Source organism: Caproiciproducens sp. CPB-2, from assembly GCF_036287215.1.
Classification (GTDB): Bacteria; Bacillota; Clostridia; order Oscillospirales; family Acutalibacteraceae; genus Caproiciproducens.
The window spans coordinates 2476747-2489554 of sequence record NZ_CP142860.1 but is presented as its reverse complement, the minus strand read 5'-3'; the positions used below and the strand labels follow the sequence as shown (position 1 = coordinate 2489554).

General features: G+C 51.9%; 13 protein-coding genes. 10 read left to right on the top strand and 3 right to left on the bottom strand.

Features of this window, described 5'->3' with window-relative positions; genetic code table 11:
• Positions 1-5: 5 nt before the first annotated feature.
• Positions 6-773, bottom strand: a complete 768-nt coding sequence (locus tag VXK30_RS12380) for a DeoR/GlpR family DNA-binding transcription regulator (protein WP_275716598.1) — start codon at positions 771-773, stop codon at positions 6-8.
• Between the two features lie 587 nt (positions 774-1360).
• Here VXK30_RS12380 and VXK30_RS12375 point away from each other — a divergent pair.
• Both VXK30_RS12375 and VXK30_RS12370 read left to right on the top strand, forming a co-directional pair.
• On the top strand, positions 1361-2383 hold the full coding sequence (locus VXK30_RS12375; RefSeq protein ID WP_275716600.1) for a hypothetical protein: 1023 nt from the start codon (positions 1361-1363) through the stop codon (positions 2381-2383).
• Between the two features lie 163 nt (positions 2384-2546).
• Positions 2547-2729, top strand: coding sequence for a hypothetical protein (locus VXK30_RS12370; RefSeq protein WP_275716602.1), 183 nt, complete (start codon positions 2547-2549; stop codon positions 2727-2729).
• Positions 2730-2756: 27 nt separating this feature from the next.
• Here VXK30_RS12370 and VXK30_RS12365 read toward each other — a convergent pair whose 3' ends face one another.
• Positions 2757-2930: a hypothetical protein gene (locus VXK30_RS12365; RefSeq protein WP_275716604.1), complete on the bottom strand. Its 174-nt coding sequence runs from the start codon at positions 2928-2930 to the stop codon at positions 2757-2759.
• Between the two features lie 161 nt (positions 2931-3091).
• Between VXK30_RS12365 and VXK30_RS12360 the strand changes: the two genes are divergently transcribed.
• Entirely contained in the window at positions 3092-3349 is a 258-nt protein-coding gene (locus tag VXK30_RS12360) for a hypothetical protein (protein WP_275716606.1), read from the top strand.
• A gap of 126 nt (positions 3350-3475) precedes the next feature.
• On the opposite strand, the gene VXK30_RS12355 is transcribed toward VXK30_RS12360, so the two are convergent.
• On the bottom strand, positions 3476-3907 hold the full coding sequence (locus tag VXK30_RS12355; protein ID WP_275716608.1) for a hypothetical protein: 432 nt from the start codon (positions 3905-3907) through the stop codon (positions 3476-3478).
• 321 nt (positions 3908-4228) lie between these two features.
• Here VXK30_RS12355 and VXK30_RS12350 point away from each other — a divergent pair, with 321 nt between their 5' ends.
• From VXK30_RS12350 to VXK30_RS12320, 7 genes are all read left to right on the top strand, one after another.
• A complete protein-coding gene (locus VXK30_RS12350) occupies positions 4229-5212 on the top strand; it encodes an ROK family protein (RefSeq protein ID WP_275716610.1) in 984 nt (327 codons plus the stop codon).
• On the top strand, positions 5209-5856 hold the full coding sequence (locus tag VXK30_RS12345) for a D-sedoheptulose-7-phosphate isomerase (RefSeq protein WP_275716611.1): 648 nt from the start codon (positions 5209-5211) through the stop codon (positions 5854-5856). The genes VXK30_RS12350 and VXK30_RS12345 overlap by 4 nt, the downstream gene beginning before the upstream one ends.
• A 34-nt stretch (positions 5857-5890) precedes the next feature.
• Complete coding sequence (locus tag VXK30_RS12340; RefSeq protein WP_275716613.1) at positions 5891-7504, top strand: response regulator; 1614 nt, start codon at positions 5891-5893, stop codon at positions 7502-7504.
• A gap of 15 nt (positions 7505-7519) precedes the next feature.
• On the top strand, positions 7520-8545 hold the full coding sequence (locus VXK30_RS12335) for a sensor histidine kinase (protein ID WP_275716615.1): 1026 nt from the start codon (positions 7520-7522) through the stop codon (positions 8543-8545).
• Between the two features lies 1 nt (position 8546).
• On the top strand, positions 8547-10028 hold the full coding sequence (locus VXK30_RS12330; protein WP_275716617.1) for an ATP-binding cassette domain-containing protein: 1482 nt from the start codon (positions 8547-8549) through the stop codon (positions 10026-10028).
• Between the two features lie 164 nt (positions 10029-10192).
• Positions 10193-11710, top strand: coding sequence for a sugar ABC transporter ATP-binding protein (locus tag VXK30_RS12325; RefSeq protein ID WP_275716619.1), 1518 nt, complete (start codon positions 10193-10195; stop codon positions 11708-11710).
• Positions 11711-11737: 27 nt separating this feature from the next.
• Positions 11738-12772, top strand: coding sequence for an ABC transporter permease (locus VXK30_RS12320; protein WP_275716621.1), 1035 nt, complete (start codon positions 11738-11740; stop codon positions 12770-12772).
• Positions 12773-12808 lie beyond the last annotated feature (36 nt).

Sequence of the window (12808 nt, the reverse complement as noted above, 5' to 3'; positions counted from 1 at the left end):
TCCGGCTATATGACTTCAATTCCGTTTAACGCCATATATTTGCGGTAATTCTGGGGGAATACGTCATCCACAATAAACGCGTCCATTTCCTCCAGTTTTGCCATTCGGACAAGGGACTGTTTGTCGAGCTTGGAGGAATCGGCAACGACGTAATTTTTGGAGGAGACGGCGAGCAGCGCGCGGTTGCTTTCCACTTCTTCCATGACCGGGTGCGTAATCCCGTGGGAAAGGTTGATTGCCGATACGCCGAAGAAACATTTGTCGATCGTAAACGTGCCGATGAAATCCGTGGAGGACGGCCCGACGGTCATCCCAGAGCTGCTGCGTACCCTTCCGCCGGGAAGATAGATGTTGATGCCGGGAATGGCCAGCGCTTTGGACGCGACATTGACGTTCAGCGTGATGATGTTCAGCGGCGTTTTTCCCGCCAGATAATCGAGGATATACTCCACCGTGCTTCCCGAATTCAGCGCGATGGTATCGCCCGGGGAAACAAGGGCCGCGGCCTTTCGTGCGATGATCTGTTTTGCTTCATAGTTTTCACTGCGCTTCATCGCCATCGTCTGCTCGTGAACGCTGATGCTGTTTGTGGCGTTTTTCATGTATGCCCCGCCGTAGATCAGCTCGATATCCCATTCCGCGGCCAGCGCCTTCAGATCTCTGCGTATCGTTTCGGCTCCCACTCCGAACTGGTCCGCGAGCTCGGAAACCTTAACGGACCCCGTCCGGTAAAGCATGTCCAAAATATTTTTCTGACGGTCTACGTTCAACACAAGAATAACCTCCTGGAATTGTAATGCAATAATTTTAAGATTATATGAATATGCTGTTTTTGTTTTTTGTCATTATAGCAGATTATAGCCTGAAATACAACAAGATTTGCTGATGAATCAGGGAATTGATTCCAATTTCTATTGCAATTCGATATATTCAGGCATAGAATCTGAAAATCAACCATAAAAATAATATAAAATTATTATAAAACCTATTAATACTCTAAAATTATCGGCATAAAATTTATACAATACTCAATAAATTAAATAAATTATCACATATTTTTATGAAATCTTATTGACAACGACCTAATTTTAATATAAAATCAAATCATCACAGAATTTATATGCAATATTTATAGAATTATAAAAGTATAATAAGAGATTATATTGATATTATAGACGTTTCAGACCCTTTCCAATTGATCTGTCTCACTGTTAATCAATCATAAAGGAGGTTAAGGAGAGAAGTTTGACATTGGGCAGATGATCAATAAATTTTCCGTTACGCTGTTTGACGGCAGAAACGGAAACAGGATCAATGATATTGATACCAGTTGAGAATGAAAATTTTGGGAGGATTGAAAATGACATTGATTATGGTCGTGCTGGCTTTCTGCGGCGGCGTATTCGGCGCTATCCTCGGTGCGCTGGAAGCGTTTATTTTTACCGGTATTACCGGCCTGATCGGGATTGCCTTAGCGTGCGCCGGGGTGCCGTTTGATTTTTTGGGAGTCATTGCTTTCGGGCCGTTTTTTGCCCCGAACATCGCTTTTGCCGGGGGAGTGGGCGCCGCGGCGTTTGCAAAAAAGATCAAGGTGCTGGATTCGGGCAAAAATATTTCCCTGCCGCTGCTGAGCCTTAAAAAAATCAGTGTGCTGCTGGTCGGCGGCGTGTTCGGTACATTTGGTTACATTGTCGCCTATGGCGTGGGACAGGCCCTGCCCGGCCAGATTGATGCAGGCGGCTTTACCGTGATCGTTTCGGCGATCATTGCCAAAATCGTGTTTTCAGGGGAACTGTTCGGCAAGGTCAGCGAAGAGGACAAAAAGCTGGGCGGCAGATACAGCCCCCTTGCGAAAACGGCGTGGGTCCCCTACATGACGGCCGCCGCGGAAAAAACGGTTTTGTCCGTAGCGGTGGGCGGCCTTTCCGCCTATGTTACCTATCAGATGCTCCAGAATCAGCAGACGGCGGGGGTCGCGCCCTTTGTGGGCTTCTGCATCTCGGCTGTTTCCCTGATTTTCTCACAGTTTGGGGCACCCGTTCCGGTAACGCACCACATCACCCTTTGCGCGTCTTATGCCGTTCTTGCCAGTGGGAATCTGTACTGGGGAATCGTAGCGGCAATTTTTGCGGCATTTGCGGGCGACTTTTTGGCAAGAAGCCTTTACAATTACGGCGATGTACATATCGATCCCCCGGCAATGACCATTGCGTTAACGTCGTTTTTGTTTTTGGGGCTGTTCAAAACGGGGGGACTGTATCAGATTCCGGGCGAAGCCGCTGCCGCCGTTATTCTGATCGTCGCGATAATTTACAGCTTTCTGGAGTACAATTGGATACAGAAGAAAACCGCAGGCCATCAGGGAACAAAATCTGCAGCTTGATATTTATATAAAATAAAAAAGAGGCCTTTTCGCAGCTGCGAAAGGGCCTCTTTTGCGTCGGCGAATACGGTACAAAATGGCGATTTGATCCATCAGCCGATATTTCCGGAATTTATGGAAAAACTGATAGGTGTCATCCATAAATGAAAAGGGGGGACAGCAGTTGTATATTTACCAAAAATCCGAACCGGGAATCTGGGCGGTGGGATATTATACGGATTCCGGAACCTGGCAGCAGGAAAGCAAATGGAACAGCGCAGCGGAGGCCATGGAACACGCCCACAGCCTCAATGAAGGAGAAAATTCCGACGATACGGAAAACGCGAGGATGAAAGGAAGGATATAGCCTTTCAAGAGCAGGTTTTCGGAAGGATTATTTTTTGCTGCGTTTCCAGATAAGGTATTCGCGCAATACTGCCTCTTCGTTAATATCCTTTTTTACGGCCATTTCCCAAAGCATTCTTTGAAAAGAAGGGAATCCTTTTCCGAAAGGATCTGAAATTGCACGGATTTTTTTGTCAAGCTTTTTAATTTCTTCTTGTGTCATTGCCGATTCCTCCCACTATATATTCGGCGGAAGCTCTGTATTTTTAGGGTATGTAACAAAATGTGACAAATTTATTTTGGGCCGTACGGCGGAAAGGAAATCGTGTGGGACTGCATTTTATTTTAAAAATGGAGAAGATATAAACAGAAAGGAGGGACAATATGAAAAAACAAATGGTTTTCCTGCTGATCGTCACAGTTCTTATGCTTTCCGTATTTTCCGGATGCCGGTATTTGCCGGGCGCATCCAGCGGAGCAAATCTGAACAGCACAGTGTCCGGCGTTGTGTCGAAAGTGGAATCCGACACAAAAGATTTGGGCAGTCAGGTTTCCGGAGTGGTTTCCGACGTGCAGTCCGGCGGACAGGAGCTTGCCAGCCAGGCCTCCGGAACGATTTCAGAGATAACATCCAGCAAGTAAATGAAAATGATTGGAAATGCTGTTTACAGCTTAAGAACGCCCTCTCAGGTAAATGAGAGGGCGTTCTGTAAACAGGCTCGGCTTCCGTTTTATCGGGACCGTCTGAAAAATCTGCATTGGGGATATTCAGTCGGTCGGGGAGTAAAAGAAGGTGCTGCCATCTACAATTTTACACCAGCTCTGATGCTCCAGCACATGGATGATGTCGCTGCGTTTTACACCCTTTCCAAGGTCCTTGGTAATTTCGGAAATATGGATGAGCTTATTGGCATTCTGCTGAAAAACGACCAGCAGACGGTCCGGCAGGTCGTCCATTTTCGAAGAAGCCCTTGCTTTTGACGGTTTTGAGACGGCGCGGCATTCCGGATGCTTTTTAAAATAAAGGACGCATATGGCCCTGATGCGGCTGAGCAGGATAGAGGAAATGCCGAGCAGCTCCGGCAGTTCCTCAAACCGGCAGCTCATCAGGTCGGACATGCGCTTGTAATTGTGAAGCTCGCAGTAATCCAGAAACGGGGTATAGCTGTCACCACAGAATATTTCGTTAATTTCGTCCATCGAATCAATCCTTTCCACTATGTGACACGAAAAACAATTATACCCGAAATATTTTCCCGATACAAGGCTTGACTTTTGGCTCAAAGGCGCTTTGCGGGTCGGCCGGAGCCCCGGATCAATCCCGGCGGCCGCAGGAAGAAATCCCCCGCGGTTCTGCACGCTGCGACTTTGTTTCTTGAAAATGATATTCTATTAGAATATACTAAGGATGCAGAATGGAAAGGTCTGTCATTGAAAGAGTAATTTTGCAATTGCAGGGAACGTCTTCATTCGGCGAAGATGAGCCGGATGAGGAGCGTTCATCTAACGGGAGGGAAAAATATGCTGGTAATAGGCATCGATATCGGGGGAACGAAATGCGCCGTCAATCTGGGAGAACTCTCAAAAAGCGGCGCCGCCGCCGTACATAAGTGCGAAGTCAGGAAAACAGCGGCGTATTCCCCGGCGGAAATGCTGGAAGCTTTGGCGCAGGACGTTCGTTCCTGTGTGGAAAAGGGAAACGGGCAAAAAATCGAAGGGATCGGGATCAGCTGCGGGGGTCCGCTGGACAGCCGGACGGGGACCATCCTTTCCCCGCCGAATCTGCCGGGCTGGGACAGGATTCACGTTACGGAGTATTTTCAGCGGGAAACCGGGATCCCCGTCTGGCTCTGCAATGACGCCAACGCCTGTGCCCTTGCGGAATGGAAACTGGGCGCGGGAAAAGGGATGTCCAGCATGATCTTCATCACCTTCGGCACGGGGCTGGGGGCCGGCCTGATTCTGGACAACCGCCTGTATGCCGGCGCCTGTGACATGGCGGGGGAAATCGGCCATATCCGCCTTTCGGACTACGGCCCGGCGGGATACGGAAAGATGGGGTCGTTAGAAGGCTTTTGCAGCGGCGGAGGCATCGCCCAGCTGGCCCGGTCCATGATCCGCGAAGAGTATCAAACGGGCCGGAAACCGGAGCTTTGCGGGAACCCGGAGGACCTTGAGCGGATCACGGCGGCACAGGTCGGAACGGCCGCGAAAGACGGCGACCCGCTGGCAAGGGAAATTTTAAAAAGGGTTGGATTACAGCTGGGGAAGGGCCTGTCCGTCATAATGGACATTCTCAATCCGGAGTGTATTGTGATCGGAAGCATCTTTGTGCGGAGCTACGACGAAATCTGGCCCTACGCACAGGAGGTCATCGAGAGGGAAACGCTCCCCGCGGTCCGCGGGGCGTGCAGAATCCTGCCGAGCCGGCTTTCGGAATCGGTCGGGGATATCGCCGGCTTAGTCGTCGCCGGCTATCATTTGGGATGGGAGGAATGGACATGAAAGAACGCACACTGGAATTTTGCCGGCAGTTTTTTGACCGGCATCGGGATTTGCTGCCTTTGCGGGAAGATATCCGCCGTGTCTGCGAGATCCTCGTGGGGGTGTATCGCGGCGGAGGGAAGCTTCTGGTCTGCGGCAACGGGGGAAGCTGCGCGGACGGCGACCATATCGTCGGCGAGCTGATGAAGGGCTTTTTGCTGAAAAGGCCGCTGGACCCGGACACACAGAGGCGGCTGAAGGAAGATTTCGGGAACGAGGGGGCCCTGCTGGCGGAAAAGCTGCAGGGCGGGCTTCCGGCCATTTCGCTGAACGCCCATGCCGCTCTGCTGTCGGCTTTCGGCAACGACGCGGACCCGGAGCTGGTTTACGCGCAGCAGGTGATGGGCTACGCGAAAAAAGGGGACGCGGTCATCGGAATCAGCACTTCGGGCAACGCGGCCAATGTGGCCTATGCGCTGATGGCGGCAAAAACGGCGGGCGCGGTAGCGGTCGCCCTGACCGGGCGCGACGGCGGGAAGATCGCCCGGCTTGCCGACTTCAGCCTGATTGTCCCTGCGCAGGAAACCTACCGTATTCAGGAATATCATCTGGCCGTTTACCATTTGATCTGCGCAGTCGTTGAGTCGGAGATGTTTTCTTGCTGACGGTCATTTTTCAGGCAGACAGAAGGAGGAAGGTATGATAAAGGTCATTATAGCGGACGATGAGGAAAACGTATGCCAGCTGATCCGCGGTCTGATCGACTGGGCTTCGCTGGATATGGAAATCGTGGGAATTGCGCATAACGGCGTGGAAGCGCTGGACATGGTGGAAAAGCTTCTGCCCGATCTGATGATTACGGATATCCGCATGCCGGGCTACGACGGGCTGGAAATGATCCGGCGCGCCACAAACGTCAGGCAGGATCTGGACTTTATTATTATCAGCGGATACCATCATTTCGAATATGCGCAGAACGCAATCAAATACGGGGTGAGCGACTACCTTTTAAAGCCGATCAGGAAGGAGGATTTTCTGGCCTCCCTCAACAAGATGCGCGACCGGTACCTGAAGCGCACGGAGCGGCTGAACAATGAGGAACAGCTGAAAAAACGCCTGAAAAACGACGTGAACAAGCTGCGTACAGGCTTGTTTGCGGAACGGCTGCTGAGAAAAGGGATGACCACACAGGATCTGACAATAGAAGAGGTCAACGAAAGCTATCATTACGCTTTTCAGCCGGGACTGTTTCAGGTCTGCGCGGTAAAAATCGACTGCGGATTTGAAGACGAGTACAACAACACCATTCAGATTCTGGAAGAAACGGTCATGAGGCTTTTGAACACGCAGCTGAAAGAGCTGTGTTTCGATATGGAAATGGATTTGGACGACAGCATCACCTACTGCGTTTTGAATTATGGCCCGGAAAACAGAAAGGCCGTGCGCAAGCAGATCAAAGCGGTCTTTGACGAGCTGCTGGTGCAGAAAGCCTCGTTTGAACAGCACGACTTTACAATCGGCGCGGGCAGCGTGGTGGAAGACGTCGGCGAACTGAAAGAAAGCTTCCGGGCGGCCCGGTACGCCGTGGGGCAAAGGCTGATCGAGGGCACGGGCAGGCTGATCGAGGACGTAACCGTACATAAGGACCCCCAGCGGGTGGGCGTTCTGCTGGCGGAGCTGAATAAAACGATGGGCGCGGCGGTGGAAGTGCTGAAAAAAGACGCCGTGCTGAACTGCATCACCGGGTTAAAAAAGCAGCTCGGGACGGAAAACCTGAGCGGGGCGGAAATTTTCTCTCTGGTGAAGCATGTCTGTGAAATGTACCTGCTCCACCTTCGCAACAACCAGATCCAGATTCAGTACGGGCAGGAATTTTATGAGAAATTCTGCATTCACGCGGACCGCTGCAGCTCCATTGACCGGCTGTTTGAGTACCTGTCCGTCATGGTGGGCGAATCCATGGAAGTGATTATTGAGGAGAAAAAGCAGGCGGACACCAGACCGATCCGGGTGGCAAAGGAATATATTCAGGAAAATTTCAGCAAGCCGATCACGCTGGAGGAAGTCAGCGGGATCGTGGGGTTCAATCCTACTTATTTCAGCACGCTGTTTAAGAAGGAGACCGGAAACAATTTTGTGAATTACCTTTCCGAAATCCGTATGAACCGGGCGAAGGACCTCCTGCGGGAATCCAATCTGACGGTTGCCGCCGTCTGTGAGCAGGTGGGCTACAGCGACCTCAAAAATTTTACCAAAGGCTTTACGAAAAGTGTTGGGTTAAAGCCGAACGAGTACCGAAAACTCTACTCCTGATCCGGGGTTGATGAAATGAAAATACAAAAAATAAGGTATCTTTCCAGCCGCGCCGCGTGGATGTTCCTGCTCCTGTTTGCGCTTCTGCTGATCTTCCTGACCGTCTTTACGGCAACTGCCGTCCGGGAGGGGCGCCATCTCTTTTTTGCCGTCGCTGGGTATGCCGTGCTGGGCGCGGCGGCGTATGTTTTTTACCGGTGGATTTACCGGCCTTATCTGGAAAGCGCAAAGGTCCTGCGCCTGTTTTTAACGGGCTATACCATCGACGCTCTTTTTGACCAGAAGGTGCTGCTGAGCCCGGAAATCGAAGAGATGACCCAAAAAGTGGAGCAGATCATGAATACGGACGAGCTGGTCAACGCGACCAAAAAGCAGGCGCAGTACCTCGCCCTGCAGAACCAGATCAACCCCCACTTCCTTTACAATACGCTCGAGGGAATCCGCGGGGAAACACTGAACGCCGGTCTTGAAAACGTGTCCAAAATGACGGAGGCGCTGGCTACCTTCTTCCGCTACACCATTTCCAATGTGGAAAATCTGGTGACGCTGGAGGAGGAGCTCACCAACGTCAATAATTATTATATCATCCAGCGCTACCGTTTTGGGGAAAGGCTAAACCTCAGCGTGGAATACGACCCGGAAAGCGAAAGGGAAATCATGTCCTGCAAGCTGCCGAAGCTGACCCTTCAGCCGATTGTGGAAAACGCGATTTACCACGGGATCGAGCGGAAAATCGGGGACGGCAATGTGAGCATCAAAATAGAAACGACCGCGACCCGGCTGATTATCACGATCTCCGACAACGGAATCGGCATGACGGAGGAACGGCTCCGGGAAATCGACGACAAGCTGAGCCGCACGATCCTGGATTACATCAAGCCGGACAGCGAGGCCCACGGAGGCATCGCCGTTGTCAATGTCAACAACAGAATCAAGCTCCTGTTCGGCGAGGAATACGGAATCTGCATGTACAGCACGCGGAACGTGGGGACGGATGTGGAGATCACCCTGCCGCTGGTGAAAAAGGATACGGGAAAATAAGATGAAGAATGAAATTTTAAGGCTGGAAAAGGTCACCGTCATCCGGGACGAGGTGACCCTGCTGGATAATTTTAACCTGCATATTTTTCAGGGCGAAATCATGGGGCTGGTGTGCATCAACGCGAACGGCAAGGAACCCCTCATTCAGCTCATCAGCCAGAATCTGCCCATTCATTACGGCCGCGTCTATTTCAACGAGGTGCTTGTGAACAATTACCGGCACAGCCCGATGACGATGAACAAGGTGGCCGTCATCGAGCAGAAAAGCAGGCTGATCGAAGATCTGAGCGTTGCCGACAACGTTTTCGTTCTGCGCAGGGGATTTCGGAAATATGTCATCAGTCCCCGCGTCCTGAACGAACAGTTCCGTCAGTTTGCACAGGAAATCGACGCCGATATCGACGGCCGGGACCTGGTGGCGCATTTAAGCCCTTACCAAAAATGTGTCGTGGAGCTTCTTCGCGCCGTCATCATGGGCGCGAAGCTCATTGTCATCCGGGATGTCAGCAACTGTATCGGCGCGGCGGACCTGATCCGGTTTCACGAGCTGCTCCGGTATTACTGCGGGAAGGGTTTTTCCTTCCTGTATATCTGCAACCATCACGAGGAAGCGTTTAAAATCTGCACCCGGATGTCGCTGATGAAGGACGGAAAAATTCTGCGGGTGTTTGACCGCAATCAGTTTCGGAACGACAATATTGTTCCGTATTATGTCGGGGAATTTGCCGACCTTGCCGCACCGGAAACGGACGTCGGGAGAAAAGACAGCATCCTCGCTTTTCAGAATGTCTGTACGGAAAATCTAAGGGACATGACGTTTTCGGTGGCCAGGGGAGAGTGTACGGTGCTGTTCGATATGGACAACACCGTACTGCCGGATATTATGCGGATTATGAACGGCAGGCTGTATCCGGACAGCGGGACCGTTTTTCTGGAAGGCGCCGTTTTTACCCGGGAAGCGGCGCAGCATGCGCTGGAGGGCACGGTCGCCTTTATCGGAGAGGACCCTATCCGCACCATGCTCTTCAAAGAAATGAGCTATCTGGACAATCTGTGCTTTCTGCTTGACCAGAAGAACAACGGGGTGCGGCTGAACAGAAGGATCGTCCGGAGCATCGCCCGCGAGTACGAACCCGTGATCGGCCCGGAAATCTACGAGACCAATATCATGAATCTGAAAATACAGTCGCTTTACGACCTGATCTATTACCGGATCCAGTTGTTCCATCCTAAAATCGTGTTCTGCGTCCAGCCCTTTGCGGGCGCGGACATGTACCTGCGCCGGCACCTGATCGGGCTCATCAACCGGCTGAAGCAAAAGGGCATCACGGTGATTTTCCTTTCGGTCAATATCGCCGACTCCCTGATGGTGGCGGACAAGCTGATCCGGCTGGAAAAAGGGCGGTTCAACAGCGAATACCTGCGCTCGGAGTTTAACCTTTTCCGATCGGAAGGAACCACTCTGGAGGAATTGTTTCAATGATGCATAAAATATAGATCGATTTTTGACGGTTTATGGTGATTTACCATAAACCATCAAAAGAAATACCCCCTTATTCGAAATGTAACCCCCTTATGAAAAACGAAAGCCAATGCTATACTGGTCACATGGAAACGAGTTCCACAGATAAGGACGGGTGAGTTTAAATGGGGGAATACATAGCTGAACTGAATCATATCCACAAAAGTTTCCCCGGAGTCAAGGCATTGGACGATGTGTCGTTTAATCTGAAATCCGGAGAGGTTCTTGCATTGCTGGGGGAAAACGGTGCCGGAAAGTCAACACTGGTAAAGGTGCTGAGCGGCGTTTACACAAAGGATGAAGGCGAAATCAAAATCTTCGGTCAGACAGTCGAGGATTTAACGCCGAAAAAGGCGCAGGAGTTGGGGATAGCGATTATCCATCAGGAACTGAACATGTGCGCGCACCTTTCGGTGGCGGAAAATATTTTTCTGGCGCGGGAAAAAACACATTCCGGCATCCTTTCCAACCGGGAGATGAACAAGGACGCGGCGGCGCTGCTGGCCCGCCTGAATATTGATCTGGACCCCGCCACGATTGTCGGGGATCTGGCCGTGTCCAAGCAGCAGATGGTGGAAATCGCCAAAGCGCTGTCCACCAACGCAAAAATACTGATTATGGACGAACCGACCTCGGCGCTGACTTCCAACGAGATTGACGATTTGTTCAAAATCATCCGCAAGCTGAAATCGGAGGGCTGCGGAATCGTATACATATCGCACCGGCTGGAGGAGCTGCAGAACATTGTCGACCGCGTCATCATCATGCGCGACGGCAGATACATTACCTCCATGGATTTCAAAGATACGACGATGTCTGAAATCATTTCCTGCATGGTCGGACGTGAAATCAAGGAAAAATTCCCGCGCGTTATCTGTGAGCGGGGGAAAAAGATTTTTGAAGTAAAAAATCTGAACGCGGGCAGGATGGTCCGGAACATCAATCTCGAACTGTACGAAGGGGAGATCGTCGGTATCGCGGGGCTGATGGGGGCCGGACGGACGGAAACCACACGCGCGATTTTCGGCGCAGACCCCAAAGAATCCGGCCGGATTTTTGTGGACGACGGGGAAGTTGTGATCCGCCGGCCGATTGACGCGATCCGGGCGGGAATCGTCCTTGCGCCGGAAGACCGGAAAAAAGACGGCCTGTGCGTCAAACTCAGCGTGGAGGACAATATCGCTTTGCCCAACCTGGACCTGCTCTGCAACAAATTCGGCGTGGTGGACCGGAAAAAGGAAAAAACGATGACCGACGAAGCGGTCAGAAGCCTGAGCATTAAGCTTGTCAACGCGGACATGGACGCCGCGACCCTCTCCGGCGGCAACCAGCAGAAGCTGGTGGTTGCCAAGTGGCTGGCGCGCAATTCCCGCGTAGTGATGTTCGACGAGCCGACACGGGGAATCGACGTAGCCGCGAAGGTCGAAATCTACAACCTGATGAACGAATTGAAAAAGCAGGGGATCGGAGTGCTTTTCGTTTCCTCCGAAATGCCGGAGATCATGGGGATCAGCGACAGGATTCTGGTCATGTGCGACGGGAAAATCACCGGCGAATTCGCGGCGGGGGAAGCGACCCAGGACCTTATTCTGCAGTACGCGACAAAATTTGAATCCAAATATGAGCAAAAAGAAGCTATTTAGCAATAAAGAAAGTCGGGAGCGTTTGAAATGGAAAATCGAGAGAAACAGAACGCGTGGAAAAAATTAATGGCTGTCCGGGGCATGGGCCAGGTGGTCACCGTTACGGCCGGCCTGATCGTCCTGTGCATTGTCTTTGCGGTTTTGAATCCGTCCTTCTATTCGGGGAGGAATGTCGGGAATCTTCTGCGGCAGGTTGCGCCGATTCTGATCATCGGCATCGGCCAGTCCTATGTTCTGATTACGGGAAACATCGATCTGTCGATCGGCTCCGTCGTCGGCATGAGCTGCATGATTTCCGCGACCCTGATGACCAAGGGGATGAATCCGTGGGCCGCCATGCTGCTGACCCTGGTCCTTTGTGTCGGCGTGGGCGTCTTGAACGGCTTACTGGTGGCGCAGTGCAAGCTGCCGCCTTTCATCGCCACGCTGGGCACCATGACGGTCGCCAGGGGCGTCGCCCAGATCGTCAACAACAACTACAACACGGACGCCATCGGGGAAGCGGCGCAGGGCTACCGGAATCTGTTCTACTACGGCAGCACGTTCGGCCTTTACAACACCATCTGGATTGCACTTGTTCTCTTTCTGGGCTTCAATTTCCTGCTCAGCAAGACGCGCACAGGGCGCCATATCTACGCGGTGGGCAGCAATATAGAGGCATCCAAGCTGTCGGGCATCAACACGGACAGCACGACCATCAAGGTGTATATTGTGAGCGCGTTCTGTGCCGGTGTGGTCGGCCTGATCACAAGCGCTACGGCCGGTATGGGAACCATGGACGCCGGCAACATGTACGAAATGTATGCGGTTGCGGCTTCGGTCATCGGCGGCGTTTCCACTCTGGGCGGCCAGGGCCTTCTGGCCGGTACGGTGGTCGGTGCGGCGATTTGGGGCGTGCTGCAGAACGGTCTTCAGTTCGCGGGAGCGCCCGTCGCCATGAGAAATATCGTGATCGGAACCATCGTGGTCATTTCCGTTTTGCTGGATGTTGTTATCCGTACCGGAAAACCGAAGAAGGCAAAGAACAATACGAAACTGGTAACGGCACAAAAAGAAAGTTAAAGCAGACGCTTTAATGGATAAAAATTAGGGAGGCTT

What these genes read in the sequence shown, in the direction of transcription:
- VXK30_RS12375 (WP_275716600.1), top strand. Translation starts at nt 1,361, where the DNA reads ATGACATTGATTATGGTCGTGCTGGCTTTCTGCGGCGGCGTATTCGGC.
- VXK30_RS12365 (WP_275716604.1), bottom strand. Translation starts at nt 2,930, where the DNA reads ATGACACAAGAAGAAATTAAAAAGCTTGACAAAAAAATCCGTGCAATT.
- VXK30_RS12360 (WP_275716606.1), top strand. Translation starts at nt 3,092, where the DNA reads ATGAAAAAACAAATGGTTTTCCTGCTGATCGTCACAGTTCTTATGCTT.
- VXK30_RS12355 (WP_275716608.1), bottom strand. Translation starts at nt 3,907, where the DNA reads ATGGACGAAATTAACGAAATATTCTGTGGTGACAGCTATACCCCGTTT.
- VXK30_RS12350 (WP_275716610.1), top strand. Translation starts at nt 4,229, where the DNA reads ATGCTGGTAATAGGCATCGATATCGGGGGAACGAAATGCGCCGTCAAT.
- VXK30_RS12345 (WP_275716611.1), top strand. Translation starts at nt 5,209, where the DNA reads ATGAAAGAACGCACACTGGAATTTTGCCGGCAGTTTTTTGACCGGCAT.
- VXK30_RS12340 (WP_275716613.1), top strand. Translation starts at nt 5,891, where the DNA reads ATGATAAAGGTCATTATAGCGGACGATGAGGAAAACGTATGCCAGCTG.
- VXK30_RS12335 (WP_275716615.1), top strand. Translation starts at nt 7,520, where the DNA reads ATGAAAATACAAAAAATAAGGTATCTTTCCAGCCGCGCCGCGTGGATG.
- VXK30_RS12330 (WP_275716617.1), top strand. Translation starts at nt 8,547, where the DNA reads ATGAAGAATGAAATTTTAAGGCTGGAAAAGGTCACCGTCATCCGGGAC.
- VXK30_RS12325 (WP_275716619.1), top strand. Translation starts at nt 10,193, where the DNA reads ATGGGGGAATACATAGCTGAACTGAATCATATCCACAAAAGTTTCCCC.
- VXK30_RS12320 (WP_275716621.1), top strand. Translation starts at nt 11,738, where the DNA reads ATGGAAAATCGAGAGAAACAGAACGCGTGGAAAAAATTAATGGCTGTC.